Annotated in this window: 18 protein-coding genes and 1 riboswitch; of the genes, 11 read left to right on the top strand and 7 right to left on the bottom strand. The window is 40.2% G+C overall.

From position 1 onward, the window contains the following. Positions 1 to 45: 45 nt before the first annotated feature. Positions 46 to 858 (bottom strand): MeeY/MeeF family manganese export membrane protein, encoded by an 813-nt coding sequence (locus E2L03_RS15975; protein WP_038483186.1) that lies wholly within the window; start codon positions 856 to 858, stop codon positions 46 to 48. Between the two features lie 41 nt (positions 859 to 899). Then, positions 900 to 1,073: riboswitch (yybP-ykoY riboswitch) on the bottom strand. 133 nt (positions 1,074 to 1,206) lie between these two features. Here E2L03_RS15975 and E2L03_RS15970 point away from each other — a divergent pair. Further along, on the top strand, positions 1,207 to 2,100 hold the full coding sequence (locus E2L03_RS15970; RefSeq protein WP_134259631.1) for an alpha/beta fold hydrolase: 894 nt from the start codon (positions 1,207 to 1,209) through the stop codon (positions 2,098 to 2,100). Between the two features lie 226 nt (positions 2,101 to 2,326). Continuing rightward, positions 2,327 to 3,589 (top strand): GTPase HflX, encoded by a 1,263-nt coding sequence (hflX, locus tag E2L03_RS15965; protein ID WP_055736879.1) that lies wholly within the window; start codon positions 2,327 to 2,329, stop codon positions 3,587 to 3,589. 109 nt (positions 3,590 to 3,698) lie between these two features. Here hflX and E2L03_RS20550 read toward each other — a convergent pair whose 3' ends face one another. Next, positions 3,699 to 3,848, bottom strand: a complete 150-nt coding sequence (locus E2L03_RS20550) for a hypothetical protein (RefSeq protein ID WP_158318550.1) — start codon at positions 3,846 to 3,848, stop codon at positions 3,699 to 3,701. A 194-nt stretch (positions 3,849 to 4,042) separates the two neighbouring features. On the opposite strand from E2L03_RS20550, the gene E2L03_RS15960 reads away from it, so the two are divergent. Continuing rightward, the gene (locus E2L03_RS15960) at positions 4,043 to 5,179 is read left to right on the top strand and encodes a S8 family peptidase (RefSeq protein ID WP_078440037.1); all 1,137 of its coding nucleotides are present in this window, start codon (positions 4,043 to 4,045) and stop codon (positions 5,177 to 5,179) included. 273 nt (positions 5,180 to 5,452) lie between these two features. Here E2L03_RS15960 and E2L03_RS15955 read toward each other — a convergent pair whose 3' ends face one another. From E2L03_RS15955 to E2L03_RS15945, 3 genes are all read right to left on the bottom strand, one after another. Then, entirely contained in the window at positions 5,453 to 6,712 is a 1,260-nt protein-coding gene (locus E2L03_RS15955) for a helix-turn-helix domain-containing protein (RefSeq protein ID WP_038483177.1), read from the bottom strand. A gap of 135 nt (positions 6,713 to 6,847) precedes the next feature. Further along, positions 6,848 to 7,471 carry a M15 family metallopeptidase gene (locus tag E2L03_RS15950; protein ID WP_038483173.1) on the bottom strand — a complete coding sequence of 208 codons (624 nt, stop codon included), beginning with the start codon at positions 7,469 to 7,471 and terminating at the stop codon, positions 6,848 to 6,850. Positions 7,472 to 7,555: 84 nt separating this feature from the next. Further along, on the bottom strand, positions 7,556 to 8,887 hold the full coding sequence (locus E2L03_RS15945) for an APC family permease (protein ID WP_038483170.1): 1,332 nt from the start codon (positions 8,885 to 8,887) through the stop codon (positions 7,556 to 7,558). A 167-nt stretch (positions 8,888 to 9,054) separates the two neighbouring features. Between E2L03_RS15945 and E2L03_RS15940 the strand changes: the two genes are divergently transcribed. The 5 genes from E2L03_RS15940 (at position 9,055) to ald (ending at position 14,875) form a co-directional block, all read left to right on the top strand. Next, positions 9,055 to 9,990: an ABC transporter substrate-binding protein gene (locus E2L03_RS15940; protein WP_038483167.1), complete on the top strand. Its 936-nt coding sequence runs from the start codon at positions 9,055 to 9,057 to the stop codon at positions 9,988 to 9,990. 99 nt (positions 9,991 to 10,089) lie between these two features. Then, positions 10,090 to 10,917 carry a sulfurtransferase gene (locus E2L03_RS15935; protein ID WP_055736882.1) on the top strand — a complete coding sequence of 276 codons (828 nt, stop codon included), beginning with the start codon at positions 10,090 to 10,092 and terminating at the stop codon, positions 10,915 to 10,917. A 62-nt stretch (positions 10,918 to 10,979) separates the two neighbouring features. Beyond that, complete coding sequence (locus E2L03_RS15930; protein WP_134259630.1) at positions 10,980 to 12,401, top strand: cryptochrome/photolyase family protein; 1,422 nt, start codon at positions 10,980 to 10,982, stop codon at positions 12,399 to 12,401. Positions 12,402 to 12,440: 39 nt separating this feature from the next. Next, positions 12,441 to 13,619, top strand: coding sequence for a PucR family transcriptional regulator (locus tag E2L03_RS15925; protein WP_166740342.1), 1,179 nt, complete (start codon positions 12,441 to 12,443; stop codon positions 13,617 to 13,619). A gap of 131 nt (positions 13,620 to 13,750) precedes the next feature. Beyond that, positions 13,751 to 14,875 carry an alanine dehydrogenase gene (ald, locus tag E2L03_RS15920; protein ID WP_095150680.1) on the top strand — a complete coding sequence of 375 codons (1,125 nt, stop codon included), beginning with the start codon at positions 13,751 to 13,753 and terminating at the stop codon, positions 14,873 to 14,875. Positions 14,876 to 14,980: 105 nt separating this feature from the next. On the opposite strand, the gene E2L03_RS15915 is transcribed toward ald, so the two are convergent. Further along, positions 14,981 to 16,036: a lactonase family protein gene (locus tag E2L03_RS15915; RefSeq protein WP_134259628.1), complete on the bottom strand. Its 1,056-nt coding sequence runs from the start codon at positions 16,034 to 16,036 to the stop codon at positions 14,981 to 14,983. Positions 16,037 to 16,090: 54 nt separating this feature from the next. Next, positions 16,091 to 17,002 (bottom strand): EamA family transporter RarD, encoded by a 912-nt coding sequence (rarD, locus tag E2L03_RS15910; protein WP_134259627.1) that lies wholly within the window; start codon positions 17,000 to 17,002, stop codon positions 16,091 to 16,093. 279 nt (positions 17,003 to 17,281) lie between these two features. Here rarD and dppA point away from each other — a divergent pair, with 279 nt between their 5' ends. Genes dppA through E2L03_RS15895 form a run of 3 tightly spaced genes read left to right on the top strand, consistent with a single transcriptional unit; the run spans position 17,282 to position 19,980 of the window. Beyond that, complete coding sequence (dppA, locus tag E2L03_RS15905; RefSeq protein ID WP_038483149.1) at positions 17,282 to 18,100, top strand: D-aminopeptidase DppA; 819 nt, start codon at positions 17,282 to 17,284, stop codon at positions 18,098 to 18,100. A gap of 15 nt (positions 18,101 to 18,115) precedes the next feature. Continuing rightward, a complete protein-coding gene (locus E2L03_RS15900) occupies positions 18,116 to 19,039 on the top strand; it encodes an ABC transporter permease (protein ID WP_055736889.1) in 924 nt (307 codons plus the stop codon). Then, positions 19,039 to 19,980: an ABC transporter permease gene (locus E2L03_RS15895; protein ID WP_055736890.1), complete on the top strand. Its 942-nt coding sequence runs from the start codon at positions 19,039 to 19,041 to the stop codon at positions 19,978 to 19,980. The genes E2L03_RS15900 and E2L03_RS15895 overlap by 1 nt, the downstream gene beginning before the upstream one ends.

Here is a 19,980-nt window from a genome sequence, read left to right as displayed (position 1 = left end):
AAAAAGCTTGCGCAAAAATGCGCAAGCTTTTTCTGTTTCGATTCATTACCCTTCAACTTTGTTTTCCGCTCGTTTTTCCAATTCCGTTTTTGATTCGTTTCCATCACTCGGTTGTTTTGATAAGAACCAACCCGCAAGAACAATGAGTACAAGTACGGTATAGAAGAATAATTTCCACCCAGTGGAATGTGGGAATTCATGCGGGATAACGGCAATGGCATCATGAGCAAGAACTTGAACAGCTAATTTAACACCTACCCAACCAACGATTACAAACGCCGCGGTTTCCAATCCAGGCCGTTTCTGTAGCAGAATAACAAACTTAGATGCTGCGAATCGCATTATGAGCAGTCCAATAAAACCACCTAAGAAGACGACAACAAACTGACCAACATCCATACTTCCGACTGTTCCTAAGCCTGTTGGTGTTAAAGCAGTTGCTAAGGCAACTGCAGCGAGAATAGAATCTACAGCGAACGCGATATCGGCAATTTCGACTTTAAAGACCGTGGTCCAAAAGCCGCTACCTTTTTTCACTTTTGTTATACCGGCAGCTTGTTCTTGCTTTTTAACAACATGCTTTCGAAATAAATGGTTTAGAGCAATAAATAATAAATAAGCGGCTCCAAGCGCTTGTACTTGCCAAACGTCTACGAGGAACGAAATAACAAATAGAGAAGCAAGACGAAAAACGAATGCTCCGGCAAGGCCATAAAACAAGGCTTTTTTTCGCTCTTTTTCTGGCAAATGCTTCACCATAATGGCTAAGACTAAAGCATTATCAGCGGCAAGAATTCCTTCTAAAGCAATTAAAACAAGTAATACCCAGCTGTATTCAAGTAATAAAGCTGCATCCATAAACAACACGCCTCTCTTTTTTTGCACCCCTTAGGTTCGACAAAATGAGGGATCTTTATGAATACAAAAAAGACCCCTGCCTTGTGTACGAACGAGGCAAAGGTCTTGCTAGACATTTATGTATCATGCCAAACAAAGCCGGTGGAAATAATCCACGTAATGACGACTTTGGTTCAAGTAAAAATCACTTGCAGCTACTCCCCTTTGAAGGAATGTATGTGATTGTAAAATTAGTATATGCGAAGTCTTCATGCACGTCAAGACATAATATCGGTAACAGGAAAGTACTGGCATAAAGGCGAAAGAATACGGGTAGAGAAGACTACCGAAAAGAAAGGTGTGAGAATAATGAGGTTTGAACATCGATTAATTGAAGCGAACGAGCATACCTTTCACGTGGTTTGTGCTGGTCCAAAAGAAGGCGAACTTATTCTTATGTTACATGGGTTCCCTGAGTTTTGGTATGGATTCCGGCATCAATTAACCGCGTTAGCTACCCAAGGCTATTACGTCGTAGTGCCAGATCAGCGTGGGTATAATGAAAGTGACAAACCACAAGAAATAGAGGCTTATAGTCTTGATGCATTAAGGGATGATTGTGTTGCGCTTATGGATGCTTTCCAGCGAGAACAAGCTATTGTTATCGGACATGATTGGGGAGGAGCGGTAGGGTGGCATTTAGCATCAACTAGACCAGAAAGAGTTAAAACGTTTATTCCAATTAATATCCCTCATCCAGCAGATATGCCTAAAGGAATGGTGAAAAATCCAACGCAGCTTGTCCGTAGTTCGTATATAGCCTTTTTTCAAATCCCTTTTTTACCAGAAAAAATTATGCAAACAAAGAAATTTAAATATATGGCAAAAGGCTTACAAATGACAGGACGAGAGGGCGCATTTGCAAAAGAGGACTTAGAGCATTATCGAAATGCCTGGTTAAAGCCTGGTGCACTGACAGCGATGTTAAACTGGTATCGAGCTATTCGGTTGGATTTTCGGAATGGTCCTAAGTCGTTTGGACAAAACATTCTTGTACCAACAACAATTCTTTGGGGATGGAACGACCCGTTTTTGTCGAAAACATTGGCAAAAGAAAGTTTGAAACGTTGCTCAAATGGAGAACTTATTTTTATCGATGACGCCACACACTGGGTTCATCATGAATATCCTGAGATTGTGAATCATTTAATTCTAAAAAGTTTAAAGAAGACAAAGCATGAAAAACCGCGTTCACTTAAATAGTTACACAGCCTAATTTACACGTCTATCGAACAAATGGTACTCTAAAGCTAGAAGCTTAAAGGAGGAATCGTCATCGTGATCGATTTAACCGTTACAAAGCGCAGTGGAATGGAATGATGCGCAGCATCACCTGTTGACGATGGCATGAACTAACCTTCGTTTACACATAGGCTGAGTCGTGTGTCATTTTTGTGTAACAACAAAAGAGATGGAGGTTTTTAAATACATGCATGAAACAGTAACAAGAACCATTAAAGATAGTATTGTGGTAGGTGTTGAACGACAAGGAGACACCTACTTTGATTACGGGATGGAAGAATTAGAAAATTTAACTAGAGCACTTGACTTAAATCCGGTTGCTTCACTCACACAAAAGCTTCAAACACCCAATCAAGCAACTTATCTTGGGAGTGGCAAAGTGACTGAACTATCCCGATTAATTGCTTCCTTTGACGTTGATTTAGTTATTTTCAACGATGAGCTAACGCCGTCGCAAATCCGAAACTTGGAGAAAGAACTTGAAGTAACGGTTTATGATCGAACGATGCTCATCTTAGATATCTTTGGAGAGCGCGCAAAGACGAACGAAGCGCAGCTCCAAGTTGAAATTGCGAGGTTAAAATACTTACTACCACGTCTTGTTGGAATGCGGGCTTCGCTTAGTAGGCAAGGCGGAAGTGGATCTGGTCTTGCGAACCGAGGTGCAGGTGAGACGAAGCTTGAGCTGGACCGAAGAAAAATTGAAAGTCGAATTAGTGCATTAGAAAAAGAGCTTGAGGTCGTGGTCGAGCGCCGTCAAACTCAAAGGCAAAAAAGAAAAACAGAAGGTATCCCAGTTGTAGCGTTAGTTGGGTATACGAATGCAGGGAAGTCATCGTTACTTAATGCGTTTGTCACTGAAAAGCAGGAGAAAAAAGTATTTGAAAAAGACATGCTGTTTGCGACGCTAGATACGTCGGTTAGACGTGTTGAAATGCAAAAGAATATGCCTTTTCTTCTTGCGGATACAGTCGGGTTTGTATCAAAATTACCAACTCATTTAGTAAAAGCCTTTCGTTCAACACTAGAAGAGGCTCGCGAAGCAGATCTACTGCTTCATGTTGTAGATTACTCCAGTAGTTATTATAAAGAAATGATGCGTACAACAGAAAACACGTTAAAGGAATTGGAAATAGACCAACCTCTTTTATCGGTTTATAACAAAATGGATCGGGTTGAGGCAAGGGAATGGTCAACTGAAAAAGACGAGATTTTTCTATCGGCAAAAACAGGAGAAGGGTTGGATCGTCTCGTTGAAAGCATACAGGCTAACGTATTCACTCATTACATTAAAAAAGCGTTGCATATTCCATATGAAGACAGCAAAGCGTTTGCTTATGTAAATGAACATACGCATATTTTAGAACAGCTAGAAGAAGACACAGGCTGGTATGTGGAAACAATGATGCATGAAAAGCATGCTTCTTTGGTAACACAGTATGAAAAATGAGAATAAAGTAGAATGATAGAGAGCAAAAGAACGAGTCTTTTTTCATTCGTTCGACAAAGCAAGAGACCGGGAAACCGGTCTCTTTTCTTGATGATGGAAAATAGAAGTGTTACAGCAATTGTTTTAAATCTGCTTTGGCTTTTTCGATCGTTGATTGATCGTACCAATGACTATATGTGAGAATGTGGCGGGATAAGCGTTTATTTGTAGGGAGTTTGATCGATTTATCCTCATGATTTACACGGTGAAGTAGTTCCATCTATTCTCCTCCTTTTTTTACCATTATGAGCAATAACATGCTTTTTTAATCATCCGCTAACAAAAAAGTTAACTATTAATTTACGTATATTTCCCAATAGCTAAAAAGGTTTCCCAATACCAAAAGAGTTAAAATTTTGTTAATTTTAGATTACCAGCTGCGCAGGTTGGAACATTTTGAGGAGGTATAACGAATTGAATAAGAAAATGGGGAAAATTGTTGCCGGAACAGCACTAATTATATCAGTAGCATTTAGTTCATCGATCGCACAAGCAGCCGAGGAAGCAAAGGAAAAATACCTCATTGGCTTTAAAGAACAAGAAGTTATGTCTCAATTTGTTGACCAAATTGATGGCGATGAGTATTCTATTTCTTCTCAAGCGGAAGATGTTGAAATTGATCTCCTTCATGAATTTGATTTTATTCCTGTTTTATCCGTTGAACTTGATCCAGAAGATGTCGATGCTTTAGAGCTTGATCCAGCAATCGCCTATATTGAGGAAGATGCTGAGGTAACGACAATGCAAACTGTTCCATGGGGCATTAACCGTGTACAAGCTCCGATTGCCCAAAGCAGAGGATTCACAGGTACTGGAGTTCGTGTTGCTGTCTTAGACACAGGGATCTCAAATCACGCTGATTTAAGAATTCGTGGCGGTGCGAGTTTTGTACCAGGAGAGCCGAACATTAGTGATGGAAACGGTCATGGTACCCACGTTGCTGGTACAATTGCAGCGTTAAACAATTCAATCGGTGTACTTGGCGTAGCACCTAACGTTGATTTATATGGGGTTAAAGTGCTAGGAGCAAGTGGCTCTGGGTCAATCAGTGGTATTGCACAAGGTTTACAATGGGCTGCAAATAATGGCATGCATATTGCTAACATGAGTTTAGGAAGTAGTGCTGGATCTGCTACAATGGAACAAGCTGTTAACCAAGCAACAGCAAGTGGCGTTCTTGTAGTCGCAGCTTCTGGTAACTCAGGTGCAGGAAATGTTGGATTCCCAGCACGCTATGCAAATGCGATGGCTGTTGGTGCAACAGATCAAAACAACAACCGCGCTAGCTTTTCTCAGTACGGAGCAGGTCTTGACATTGTCGCACCAGGTGTAGGTGTACAAAGTACGGTTCCTGGCAATGGATACGCAAGCTTCAATGGTACATCTATGGCTACACCGCACGTTGCTGGTGTTGCTGCGTTAGTGAAGCAAAAGAATCCTTCTTGGTCAAATGTTCAAATTCGTAACCACCTTAAAAATACGGCAACAAACTTAGGAAATACGACTCAATTCGGAAGTGGTCTTGTTAACGCAGAAGCGGCAACACGTTAATTAGTCTTTCCTGCAAAAGAGACCTACTCGAACTAGTAATCTAGTAAAAAAGCGTTACGGACTGCCGCTTTCGCTAGCATCACTTTAGCCTTTTTGAGAAAATGATTCTCGATTTTCAGGCAATGGTTGATGCGGTGAAAGCACGGTCGTGCGCTTTTTTGTTGTTTTTTTATGTGAAGCAACTGATTCTCCTTCATTTAAAGAACCTGTTAAATGAAAAAAAGCTTATGAAGCGCATATATGCGGTTACATAAGCTTTTAATTTTGACTAGATTAGACCATGGATAAATCTTTTATTGTCGTAATAGAAGAGTATTTCTGTAAATACTCATTGGCTTTTTCGTAGTGACCATTCTGTTGGTACCAAAGAGCTAGCTCGCGGGCATAAGGCAATAATTCCGCATGGCTTTCAAGTCGCTCCAAGTGGGGCAACAATTCAGTTTCAATAAAATGATAAAGTTGTTCAGACGATTCAAGGCGATACATATAATACCTCGCTTGAAGCTCTAACCGTTCGTGGGACTGGGAAACGCTTTGCTCAATAATTTCAATCAATATGTCGCGAATACGCGTTTTATCGGCATTTAATAGGAACAACACTTCTACATCAGCTAAACGAGCATAGAGATAGTTTTTGCTAGAAGGTTCATAAAATTGTGTGCACTGCAAGAAACAATCGTGACTGGCTTCGTACTCACCATTTTTCTTTAATAAGATGCCATAATTGTATGTTGCTTGAAAATAAAGCGATTGTTGACCAAATAATCGCGAATTGCGCAAGAGGACTTTAAACACCCGTTGTGATTCTTCCAGCATATTTAACTGTGTATAATTAATGCCTAACAGCATTTGTGATTGAGCAGTGCGTATATAGTTATCTTCTTGTTTAAATAGGTAAAGTGCTTCTTTTGCATAAATAATGGCTTTCTCAGGCTGGTTTAATTCGGTATAACAATGGGATAAAATAAATGCAATTTCTCGAGTGAAAAGATAATGTGATGAATGTTCTGCATTTTTAATACTTAGCAGTAGTTGTTTAGCTTCTTTCAGTCGTCCGAGTTCTACTAGATAAATACCATAAAACAATTCGGCGGAAAGTTCTTCAACAGGATCAAGGTTACTCCTGTTTTTGTCGACAATACTCCAATCTTTAAAAGCGAGTGTTAAATGACCGTTCATTAAATGATAGCGCATCATGTACAAATGGTACATATTGCGGTAGTTGGTTCGCGGTATAACGGTTTCTTTATCGAGAAGCAATTCATAGTATTCAGTTGCTTTCTCTTCATCAGCGAATTGAATAGCTTCTATAAACGCATCAAGCGTATGTTTGATTTCTGAATGCTGGGCATATTCTTCTTCAATATTAATTCCGAGTCGTTCTAAAAGTAGTGCTGCAGTCCCGAAATTGGCATTATATATTGAATTTTCAATTTTGCTTAAATGTGGAATAGAACATATACCATCAGCGAGTTCAGCTTGTGTCATGTTATGTTTTATCCGGTAGTACTTAATTGTTCTACCTAGTTCCACGGTTATCAACCCACTTCTTTTAATATATCGATCATAAAGATTTCTTCCTTTAAAATAGTTCTCGCTTTTTCTTAGTTTTCCTGCTAAAAGTATAAAAAGAAGTGACCTTATCCTTATTACATAACGGTCACTCCTTTATGAATCGGTAGATGAAGTAGAATCGTTTAATGCTCGTTGAATATCGCTCATAGAATAGCCGAACGTCATTTCTAAGTGAGGATAATCAACGAAATGCTTCCAATCGCCACCCCATTTAAATCCTAGGTCTTTTGCAATGTCTGCAACTTCAATCCAGTCACTTTCACCGTTGTGATTTCCATCATACTCTAAGTCCCAAATAGGTTGTCCATTTTCATTTAGTAATGCATAATCGACAGCTAGACCGTAATTGTGGAGGGATTCGCCACCGGCAACATGTGTAACAATGCTACCATTTGTTGAACGACCTTGCTGGTAAAGAGCGTCCTGCTCTTCAATAGTCCGAAACCCATCAGTAATGATAATGGCAATGCCGATTTGCGACGCTTGTTCAATTAATTGCTCGGTTTTTTCTGCTACAATCGGATGGAGCTCGTCAGCATAAATAATTTCTTCTATAGGAACATCTGGATGGTCTCCTCGCATCATTGTACCAAGAGTTTCTTCCAGATGGTCGATGGAAAAACGACTATTTTCCGATGTGTAAAGGTAAAACACGAGGAAAGAAATCGTCATGAGGCAAGCAAAAATGAATAAAAGTGATCGTTTAAACTGTCGCACATATACCCCCTAAGCAGTTGGACCAATATATGCTCCTTTTGCATCACCCTTAATCTTACTTGCTCATAATCAATAAATCAATTTTTATTCAGATGCAAATTTTTTCCTACGATAAATAAAGTACAAGAGCCCTAAGAACATCCAGCTTAAACCAATAATTAATGCGTTTGTTTCAATTGAATACAAAAGAGATAAGCAGAAAGTAGCTCCTAATAAAGGAATAATCAGATTGAGTATAGTTCCTTTCAAAGAGCGTTGCTTTTGTCGTATATAATAGTGCGCAATAACAGAAGCATTTACACTTGTGAAACCGATTAAGGCGCCGAAACTTATAAAGGAATAGATAATTTCAAGTTCTCCAAAGATGGCGGTCAGTGAGAGTACGCCAATTAAGACAATGTTAAAAACCGGTGTTTTGAATTTAGGATGTAAATACCCAAAGTAGCGTTTAGGCAACGTACTATCCCTACCCATTGCAAATAAAAGACGTGAGGCACTGGCATGAGAAGACATAGATGACGATACAACTGCGACCATTGTGCCTCCTAAGAATAGTGAGTAAAGAAAAGCACCACCGACATATTGAGCAATTTCTAAAGAAGCTGCTTCTGCTGAAACAAACGAATCGTACTGTGGGTATACGAGTTGTAGTAAATAGGATACACCAACAAACAACCCACCACCGATAAGAACAACTAACATAATGGCCAAGGGCACGGTTCTTTTTGGGTTTTTTGTTTCTTCTGAAAGGGTTGAAATGGCATCAAAGCCTAAGAATGAAAAGCAGAGTATGGCTGCCCCAGTAAAAACCGTTGTCATCTCAAGTGATGTACTGTAAAAAGGCATCATGGACAAGAGCTCACCAGTTCCAAACCCATTCGCTAACCCCTTTATAACAAAAAAGATAAAGATGGCTGCCACAAGAATTTGAAAAGTGACAAATAAGCCAGTAACATTTGCGGTAAGGCGAATGCCTAGAATATTAATTGTCGTTATGACGGTTGCTAATAGAACAACCCAAATAAAAGCAGGTATTTGTGGGAAAGCGGCTTGCAAATACACCATGCCAATGGCGAAGTTGACCATTGGAAGAAATAAATAGTCGAGTAGGAGCGTCCATCCAGCTGCAAACCCAACATTTGGATGAATGCTTTTTTGCGCATACGTATACGCTGAACCCGCTTTAGGGAAAGCTTGTACCATCCTTCCGTAGCTATAGGCCGTTAAAAGAAGCGCTGCGATTGTAAACAAGTAAGCCGTTGCGACGTGTCCTTCCGTAAGTTGTGCAACGATACCGTACGTATCAAAAACGACTAGCGGATCCATATAAGCTAAGCCAATAACGAGAAGCGGTACCAGCGTAAGCGTACGTTTCAATTTTGTTTCGTGTTCTTTCTCCAAGTGAACCACCCCCATAAAATCTACCGTTTATTTTAATGTCTTCCGAAGACTGTCGCAATATGTACGTATAAAAAGATGAAAAAAATATTCATTTATAGATAATATTTGCACGTTAGTTGGTTTCATATTATACTTTTAATTGAAAATGAAAATCTTTATCAATAGAATCGAGGTACATATACATGAAACAAATCCATAAATGGTCTTTTGGAACGTTTGCCCTTAGTGCACTGGTGTTAGCAGCTTGTGGAAACGGAGCGGATGAGCAAAATGATAGTGGGTCAACAACAGAGACGATTCCATACGAAGCGATGAATGGTATGCAAGAGATACCTGCAAATCCCGAGAGAGTCGTACTTTTAGCCGATGTTTATTTTGGCTACTTACAAGAACTAGGGATTGACGTTGCTGCCACAACTGATTACGTGTTTGAAAGCCCATTTTTAGAAGACTATACAGAAGGTGTTGAGAATTTAGGTGATGCAAACACTGTATCAGTTGAACAAGTCCTTGAGTTAGATCCAGATTTAATTATTGCTTATGGTTCATCCGAAATTTTAGATCAGCTTGAAAGTATTACAACAACAGTTGCTGTTGATTACGCCTCATTAGGCTATAAAGATCAACTGATGGAATTTGGAGAGATGTTTGGTCGGGAAGAAGCAGCTCAAAGCTGGATTGACGAATGGGACGCTCAAGTAGAGGGGCTTAAGCCTGATGTACAAGCTGCAGTAGGTGATGGGACCATTTCCATTTTACAGCCGACAGATAGCGATGTTTACCTGTATGGAAGCGGTTGGGGTCGCGGAGGCGAAATTATGTATGAGGAATTGGATTTAATGATGCCTGAAGCCGCTGTTGAAGCTGTAGAAAACGATGGCTATAATAACTTGTCTTTAGAGGTAGTTCCTGATTACGCAGGTGATTATATTTTAACGGCTCCATGGACTGTGAATATGGACGGGAACTTTCTCTACGAAAGCTCTATTTGGGAAGGGCTTGAAGCTGTAGAGAATGATCGTGTGTTTGAAATGGACCCAATTGGTTATTATTTCAATGATCCTATCTCAGTTGAACAACATCTAAATGAAATCACCGAGTTTTTACTAAATCAGTAACTCATGAATGCTTGTTGGCTATATTTTATGCTGACAGGCTTTTTTATTGATTTTCAATTGGTTGCTCGGTAAAGTTGAAAAGAAACAGGAGGTATAGAAATGATTCTTTCAGTCGATACACTCCAGCAATGGATGAAACAAGGCAAAACGTTTAGTTTGTTAGATGCAAGACATGACTTAAAAGATGAACAAAAAGGGAAACGTCTGTACAACAATGCTCATATCCCTGGTGCAATTTTTATTGATATGGTAGAGGAGATGGCAGATCGAACCTTACTAGAAGGTGGACGTTACCCAATGCCTTCTGATGAGGCAATGATTGAGATGGCTGAGCGTAAAGGAATTGATGAGGCTACTCCAGTTGTGATTTATGATGAAGGTAGTGGTGGAATGGCTGCTGGGAGAGCTTGGTGGATGCTGTCGTATATCGGGCATGCATCTGTGTACATTTTAGATGGTGGCTTTAATGAATGGACATCAAGAGGGTATCAAACAACAGATGAACGAAGCATCCCTACACGATCGTCTTTCTCTGCAACGATTCGAACAGAAAGAAAAGTAGCCCATTATGATGTTGCCAAGCGGTCAAAAGCTACGCATTTATTAGATGCACGGGCCTACGAACGATTTCTTGGAGAACAGGAAGAGCATGATGCAAAGTCTGGTCATATACCAGGGGCTACGAGCCTATTTTGGAAGCAAGTGCTAAATGAAGATGGTACGTGGAAGAATAAAGAACAGCTTGAGCAAGAATTTCAGCTATTAGGAGACAAAAACAAAGAAGTGATTGTTTATTGCGGATCAGGCATTTCTGCTTGTCCACTTTATTTAGGATTGGAACAAGCTGGCTTTACAAACGTAAAACTGTATCCAGGATCTTGGAGTGACTGGATTACACATGATTACCCAATTGAAAAAGGGGAATAGAAGTAAGGCGTGTTGCTTTTGCAATGCGTCTTTTTACAATTGAATGAAAAGGAGAAAACGAAATGGCTGTCCACATTGTTTGGTTTCGGAGAGATTTGCGATTACAAGACCATCAAGCACTTGCCACAGCGCTCGCAGCTTGTTCAAAAGATGATTCAATAATGGGTATCTTTCATATTCACCCAAAACTAACAGAATCCTTTACTGTTCGTCACGATTACTTCTATGAAACGTTAAAGGCATTTAATGATCATGCAAACGAATTGTCATTCCCTATTTTATTTTTGTATGGTGAACTAGAAGCGAGTTTTGATGAATTAAAGGCAAAAACGGATCCCATCCACACCATTTATTACAATCGAGATGAAGTCGGCTTTGGCAAGAAGCGAGATCAAGCTTTTGAGAAATGGGCAAAGTCTGCGCAAATAAAAACAAAATCCTTTATAGATCACCATTTGCATGGGGCCTATGACAGTTTAAAAGAAGATGATACTCACTACAAAGTATTCTCGCCTTATTATAAAAAATGGCGACAGCTTCATAAACCAGATCCAGTCTGCATAGACGAATCTCTTTTACAGCAAAAAAGTCTTTCTAAAAAGCCGAAGCATGAAGCTGGTGAGGATGCGTATAAACAAATTATGCAGCAAAAAACAGGCAAATGGAAGCAGGAGGCTGGAGAGCAATATGCGCGAGAATATCTCCAATCCTTTATTGACGATACTATCGAATCTTATAAGAGAGATCGTGACTACCCAGAAATAGAAGGGACAAGTCGCTTATCAAAATTTTTAAGGACAGGTGCTTTATCTATTCGAACAGTTTATCAAATGGCGGAAGAAAAAAGAGCACAACTTAAAGACGATTCAGGTGTTGAAACGTTCATCCAGGAATTAGCATGGCGCGATTTCTATAATATGATTTATGCCCATTACCCGAAAAGTGATAACTTGGAAATTAAATCAGCCTATCAAGGGCTCGACTGGCGCTCAGATGAAGAGCAACTGCAGGCTTGGAAGGAGGGTAAAACCGGCTATCCTCTCGTTGATGCAGCAATGCGGCAATTGAACGAAACCGGCTGGATGCACAATCGACTACGAATGGTGGTTGCTTCTTTTCTAACGAAGCATTTGTTGATTGACTGGCGTTTAGGAGAGCGCTATTTTGCTGAACGCCTGATAGATTATGATCCAGCTTCAAATATTGGCGGTTGGCAATGGGCAGCATCAACAGGTACCGATGCGGTGCCATACTTTAGAATCTTTAATCCGTATCGTCAGTCAGAGCGGTTTGACCCGTATGGACGCTTTATTCGTTCGTATGTCAAAGAATTAAGGGATGTGCCGACCAAAGCAATTCATATGCCTCATGATTTGAGTGAAGAGGAACGGGAAGAGTATGGTTGCACTGCTTACGAGAAGCCAATTGTTGATCATCAGTCGGCGAGAAAACGAGCGCTTCAAGCCTTTGGCAACAACGATTAAATACAGAAATGCAAGCAAGAATTTGCTATACTTAGATGAGTGAATGAAGAGAAAGTAGGGTTTGTCGTGACAGATGCATACAAACTATTTTTAACCAAAACCTATACACATTTAGATGCGTTCGTCGAAAGTTTAGGTAAATTGCTTGCTTGCCCCATTACCATTGAGAACAAGCACCATCACTTGCTTGCTTATTCTGAACACGGTGAGGGAACAGATTCGGCAAGAATTTCAACCATTATTGGTCGAAAAGTTCCTGATAATCTGATTCATCGATTTTGGAAAGATGGTGTGATGACTGCACTCAATCAATCAGCGGAGCCATTATTAATTGCTGGAATAGAAGAGTTCGGACTAGGAAAGCGTGTTGCTCTTTCAATTAGAGATGGTTCAAATGGAGTAATTGGCTACATTTGGATATCAGAAACAACCCGAACACTAACGGTATTCGAACAACAATGGTTAAAAAAAGTAGCGGTTAAAGTAAGCACTTATTTTTCTATGTACGATCGTGAGCAGCTAGCCCCTACTAAAGAAGAAAAGCTTTGGAAAGTAATGACGAACACGTACAGCCCTACCGACTTACCAGCGTCTCTAATGGACCAAACAAATGAAAAATGTATGCTAATGATTGATTTACATCGTAAAACGGAGCATCTAATGAAAGTCGAGCAACTTTTACAACCGCTTGCACCACTCTATATGTTTGATGGACGATACTTTATTGCTTTGGTAGCGCATGCTTCTATAGCCGATCCTCTTAAAACCATTCAAACCGCAATGCCTTCAAACCTTTCAATAGCTTGTGGAAACCCTGATCGTTCTCTAGAAGGTATGGCAAAGTCATATGAGCAAGCAAAAGAAATGCTTTCATTAAAAAATCGCTTTAAAGAAGAATTAAACAGTCTGTTATTTTATTATCAGGCTGGAGCGATGCGCTACGTCGGACCTTACGAGGAAAAAGCCTATGTAAGTAGTAAGCATCCGGCTATTGAACAATTAAAGCGTTACGATCAGCAAAATCAAACCAATTTATTGAAAACCTTAGATGAGTATTTAAAAAATGATAGTCACCTAGTCACCACAGCAAAAGCGTTGCATATTCACACTAACTCTTTACAGTATCGTATAAAACGAATAACGGAAATTACTAACATACGTTTAAAAGATCCAAATGAACGGACGGGTTTATATTTAGATTTGCGAGGTGAACATTAACTGTTCAATAGTCTGATCATTTGTGTTTTTCACACAAATGGGAAGGGAGAATTTTAGCCCCAACTCATGAAGAGAAAAGTTGCTTTCGTGGATATACTACAATTAAGATGCGCCAAAGGAAGGTGATTGTTGTGATTATTGGAGTGCCTAAAGAAGTGAAAAGTTTTGAAAATCGCGTAGCAATGACGCCAGCCGGTGTCGTCACGCTAACGACAAGCGGGCATACGGTTCTGATTGAATCTGGAGCAGGGGATGGAAGTGGCTTCACGAATGAAGAGTATAAGCAAGCCGGAGCGAAAATGATGCAGCAAGCAGCTGACGTTTGGGCTCAAGCAGATATGATTATAAAAGTAAAAGAGCCTCTTGAATCCGAATTTAGCTTTTTCCGAAAGGGGTTAATTCTATTTACCTACCTACACTTAGCAGCAGAAGCAGCGCTTACAGAAGCCCTTGTGAAGAACGAAGTTATTGCGGTTGCATATGAAACCGTTGAACACAATCGAACCTTACCACTTCTAACACCAATGAGTGAAGTCGCAGGTCGAATGGCAACCCAAATGGGTGCACGATTTCTTGAAAAGACAAATGGAGGAAAAGGTATATTATTATCAGGTGTACCAGGGGTTAAGCGAGCGAAGGTAGCGATCGTTGGTGGTGGTGTAGTTGGAACCAATGCTGCAAAAATGGCCATTGGACTAGGTGCTCAAGTTACTTTACTTGACGTTAGTGCAGAGCGTCTACGCCAGCTCGATGACTTATTTGGACATGACATACAAACGATGATGTCCAATCCTCTTAACATTGCTGTAGCGGTGGAAGAAGCAGATTTGGTTATTGGTGCAGTACTAATACCAGGGGCCAAAGCGCCAAGGCTGATTACAGAAGAGATGATTAAAACAATGAAGGAAGGGAGTGTAGTAGTAGACGTAGCGGTAGATCAAGGCGGAATTGTTGAAACGGCAAATAGGGTGACAACTCACGACCAGCCCACATATGTGAAACATGGAATTATTCACTATGCAGTTGCCAATATGCCAGGCGCTGTACCGAGAACGTCAACCATCGCTCTAACCAATGTTACGATTCCATATGCAAAGCAGATTGCAGACCTTGGCATTATTAAAGCATTGGGTTCAAATCTATCGCTAGCAAAAGGGTTAAATACAGCTGCCGGATATGTAACCTATGAAGCAGTGGCTACAGATTTAGGATTTGATTATAAAAAAGTAGATGAAGCCATTCCGTTACTCTACTAATCGTACGATGGAAAAGTGCTTTTAGAAAAGAAAGAGGCTGTTTCGTTCAGACTTGATGCTAACGAAACAGCCTCTATTATTTGTATACAGATAAACAGGTTTTGTTTACTGAATGGAGTCTGAAACGAACACAACACAAACTGGATAGGGCATTGGAATTTCACTTTCAAGAAGTGATAGTTTGCCTGTGTCTTTATTACGACTGTATAAAGTCAAGTTGCTCGACTCTTGGTTAGATGCGAGTAGGTATCCACCTGAAGGGTCAATGTGAAAATCTCTAGGCCAATTGCCTTCTGTAGAAACAATTTCTACAAGCGTGAGTTCTCCAGAGAGGTCATTTACGGCGAAGCTTGCGATTGAATTATGCCCTCGATTCGCTGCGTATACAAATTTACCATCTTGAGAGACGTGAATAGCACTGCCAAAGCTTTCTTCTACAAAGCCTTCAGGCAATGTAGAGATCGTTTGGATTTCATGAAGTTCACCTACTGTTGCGTTGTACGCGCAAACAATAATTTCATTCGAGAGCTCGGTCATAATGTAAGCATAGGCCTCGTGTGGATGAAAGGCGATGTGCCGTGGTCCTGCACCTGGCGTTACCTTTAGGGTGAAATGTTTATCTAGCTCTCCGTTATTGTTTTTATAAAGAATTACTTCATCTGTCCCAAGGTCAACCGCCACTGCGTAGTGCTCATCAGGTGTAAAGCCAGAGAAATGGGCATGAGCTTTTTCTTGTCTTTCCTTATTAGGACCACTACCTTCATGCGTCACTTTTGATAAAATGTCGCCGATAGATCCATCTTCTTCAATAGCATAAGAAAGGATTGTACCACTATGGTAATTAGCAGATAACCCTTTTGTTTGGTCTTTTGAGACGGTTACATGACAAGGACCACCATCTGCCGTAATTTGCTGATTCATTGGTTGCAATGAGCCGCTCTTAGGGTTCATTTCAAATGCAGCAATGCCACCTTTCGTATCTTCTTTCATTACAGCGTATAACTTGTTCTCGTTTGTTATCGTCACATAAGTAGGATCTTTTAGTTCGGCAGCTAACTGCTGATTGCTTATCTTATTTGTTTCGGTGTCTAATGTAAATGTATATACACCTTTACTATCTCCTTTTGAATACGTACCAATATAGCCACGGTATTGTGTCATTGTATCCTTCCTTTCTTCATTTCGATCACTGCTAGTATACATGAACAATATGGATCATTCATGTGTAAGAGGTTCTTTTCCTTTCCTACGGTTTAAAATTTTTGATGACGTGAATGTGAGTAATCCAGTCCAAATAAAGAAAAACGCAATAAATTGCACTAGAGAGAAAGGCTCTTTGAAAATGAAAATTCCTAGAAAAAGCATCGTCGTCGGTGCAATATATTGAAAGAACCCAACAAGGGAAAAGGGAATGTGCTTTGCCCCAAACGAAAATAAGATAAGGGGTACGGCGGTGAAGATACCTGCACCTGAAAGTAATAAGATCGTCGAGTTATCCATAGAAAAGACTGAATACGTTGTGAAAAAGAGTAAGTATAGGAGTGCTATAGGCGTAACTAATGCGGTTTCGATAAACAATCCAGCCGTAGCAGAGATGGAAACAGAACGTTTAATAAAGCCATAAAAGCAGAAGCTTAGCGCCATCCCAAATGCCGCCCAAGGAATCGTTCCATTAAATACAATTAAGATAAGGACACCAATCCCTGCTGCACTGACTGCAAAAATTTCGGCGCGACTTAATGTTTCTTTAATAATAACAGTTGCAAGTACTACGTTAAGTAAAGGATTAATATAGTAAGCTAAACTCGCTTCTAATACCATATTGCTGCTAACCGCAAAAATAAATAAAAACCAGTTTAAGCTAATAAAGATGGCTGCAAAAATCATTTGCATAAGTAGCTTAGACTGGGTAAAAACGGTTTTTATTTCACTTATGTATTGAGCTTTTCGTCTCGCAAAAAAGAGCAAAAGAACCATGAAAAAAAACGCAAATGAAATCCGATACATTAACACATCTAAAGCAGGTATAAAAGAAAGCAATGCCCAGTAAAGTGGTAAAAACCCCCAAATGAAATAAGAGGACAGGGTCGTGGTTACCCCCATTCGAAAATTTTGTTCTTGTTGCATACATCATTCTCCCATTCTTAATAGTCCCTTTATTCTAGTTGATTTCTTGAAAAAATAACATGATTTTGACTTTTGCTAAAAGAAGTGTTGACTGACCATTACGTATAAGCTGATCAATCGGGCGGGCATCAATCGTGTTTGTCTCAAAAAAAATGACAGAATGTAAGGAAAGTTTACAATTTTTTCAGTATAAATTCCAAAATCAGCAGGAAAATAGCTTTTTACTACGAATAGAGTAAGGATACATCAAGAACTGTTTGTAGAGAGGTGTTGAGTCATATGAACGTGTTTGCTTCAGTAGATATGGAAGGGATAACGGGCTTAGTGGATCGACAATTTGTCACTCCAGGAGAGCGATTTTACCAACGTGGTCAAGAGCTGATGACGAATGAGGTTAATCATGTTGCAGAAGCTGCTTTTGCACATGGCTGTACCAATTTCATTGCGAATGATTCACATGGGAAAATGAATAATATTTTAATTGAAAAGCTTCATCATCGTGTGCAATTAATCTCTGGTGAAGTGAAGCCCTATTCAATGATGCAAGGTGTAGATGAATCGTTTGACCAGGTATTCTTTATTGGGTACCATGCAAGAGCTTCAATGCCAGGTGTCATGAGTCATACGATGATTTTTGGTGTTCGAAACATGTGGTTAAATAACGAGTTAATCGGTGAATTAGGACTTAATGCGTTTCTTGCTGGTTACTACGATGTTCCCGTTACACTTGTAGCTGGTGATGAAGGCGCTTGCAAAGAAGCAGAAGCGCTTCTTCCAAATGTGGTAACCGCTCCTGTAAAAACCGCACAATCCCGTTCTTCAGCTTTATGTTTATCGCTAGAAGAAAGTAAACAGCTACTCCAACTAAAGACTGAAGAAGCTCTTTTGAAGAAAAATCATTCTCCTTTAAAGCTTAAAGGTGCGCCTTTATTACATATTGAATTTGCGAATTATGGTCAAGCCGAATGGGCAGCATTGATGCCAGGTGCTTCAATAGAATCAGGAACGACTGTGGCATTTCAGGCAAAAGACATCAAGGAAGCTTACCAAGCTATGCTTGTAATGACAGAGCTTGCGATGCAAACAACGTTTTGTTAAAGAGAGGCGAAGGCGATGCTTAAATACGTTAGTCGACGTTTTTTAGCGATGATTGTCACGCTGTGGATCATTGTAACAGCGACTTTTTTTCTTATGCATAGTGTACCGGGTTCACCTTTGAATGGTGAACATAATACGAGTGAAGCGGTTCAAGCAAATTTAGAAGCATATTATGGGCTAGATCGACCTGTTGTTATTCAATATGTCGATTATTTAGGGTCCATTTTACAGTTCGATTTTGGACCTTCTATTTCTCAACCGGCTGTGTCGGTTAACGATTTGATTGCTCGAGGGTTTCCAGTATCCCTAGAGTTAGGTCTGTTCGCTTTAGCGTTTGCTCTATTATCAGGAGTAACATTGGGTGTGTTAGCAGCGTTGAGAAGAAATGGAATGATTGACTACCTCTTAATGACGTTAGCGGTGCTCGGTTTGTCTGTTCCGAACTTCATACTAGCAGCGTTGCTTATTCAATCGTTTAAAGATTATTTACCGGTTGCCTTGTGGCACGACTGGACACATATGATTTTGCCTGTCTTTGCATTAGCAACATCACCAATGGCTATTATTGCCCGGTTAACTCGTTCAACGATGGTTGATGTATTAACACAAGACTACATAAGAACAGCGCAAGCAAAGGGGTTATCTCCATTTGTCATTGTGACTAAGCATGCATTACGGAACGGGCTCATGCCGGTAGTCACGATACTTGGAACCCTCGTAGCAGGTGTCTTAACAGGTAGTTTTGTCATTGAAAAAATTTTCGCCATCCCTGGTATTGGTCGCTATTTTGTGGAAGGTATAAACAATCGTGATTATGCGGTCATAATGGGAACAACCATTTTTTATAGTGCGATTTTACTCGTCATGCTGTTAATTGTCGATATTGTCTATGGCTTTCTTGACCCGCGGATACGCCTTGATAAAAAGGAGGCGAGCTGATGGCCTTACTTAATTCAAATGGGAAATCTGTTGAGGATCATCTATTTAAACCTAGTAGTGAAAAGCTAAACGCGGAGCTTGTTTCGAGACCATCCTTGTCTTATTGGCAGTCGGTTTGGATTCGGTTAAGACAGAATAAGCTCGCTATGTTCGGTCTGTTTACGATGATGGGTTTAACCGTTATGGCAATCATTGGGCCGTGGATTTCGCCTCATTCTATCGCAACACCGAACTACAGTATGGTCAATCAACCTCCCTCCCTTGAGTATTGGTTTGGTACAGATGCCCTTGGACGGGATATGTTTGCCCGAACATGGTATGGGGCAAGAATTTCCTTATTTGTCGGATTGGTTGCTGCACTTATTGATTGCATTGTTGGGATTATTTACGGTGGCGTTTCTGGTTATAAAGGGGGGCGCACAGACTCTGTGATGATGCGTATAGTCGAAATCCTTTATGGGCTTCCCTATTTACTCGTCGTCATTTTACTAATGGTCATTATGGGACCGGGTCTATTAACTATCATAATTGCTTTAACGATTACCGGCTGGGTAGGCATGGCGCGTATTGTTCGTGGTCAAGTCCTTTCCCTAAAGCAAAATGAATACGTGCTTGCTTCGAAAGTATTCGGTGCTAGTACAAATCATATTATTCGCAGAAGCTTATTACCGAATACAATGGGACCAATTATTATTCAAATGACACTGACGGTTCCAACGGCTATCTTTGCAGAAGCGTTTCTAAGCTTTCTTGGCTTAGGCATTTCTGCTCCTTATGCATCGTGGGGCTCTCTTGCAGAAGACGGTCTTTCGTCCATCTTAACTGGTAACTGGTGGCGTTTGTTTTTCCCAGCTTTCTTTATTTCGCTAACGATGTATGCCTTTAACGTATTTGGTGATGGGTTGCAGGATGCCATTGATCCGAAAACAAGGGGGAAATAA

Source organism: Shouchella oshimensis, from assembly GCF_004375095.1.
Classification (GTDB): Bacteria; Bacillota; Bacilli; order Bacillales; family Bacillaceae_D; genus Shouchella; species Shouchella oshimensis.
The sequence above is the reverse complement of the archived record's forward strand: the minus strand, read 5'-3'. Positions and strand labels throughout refer to the sequence as shown.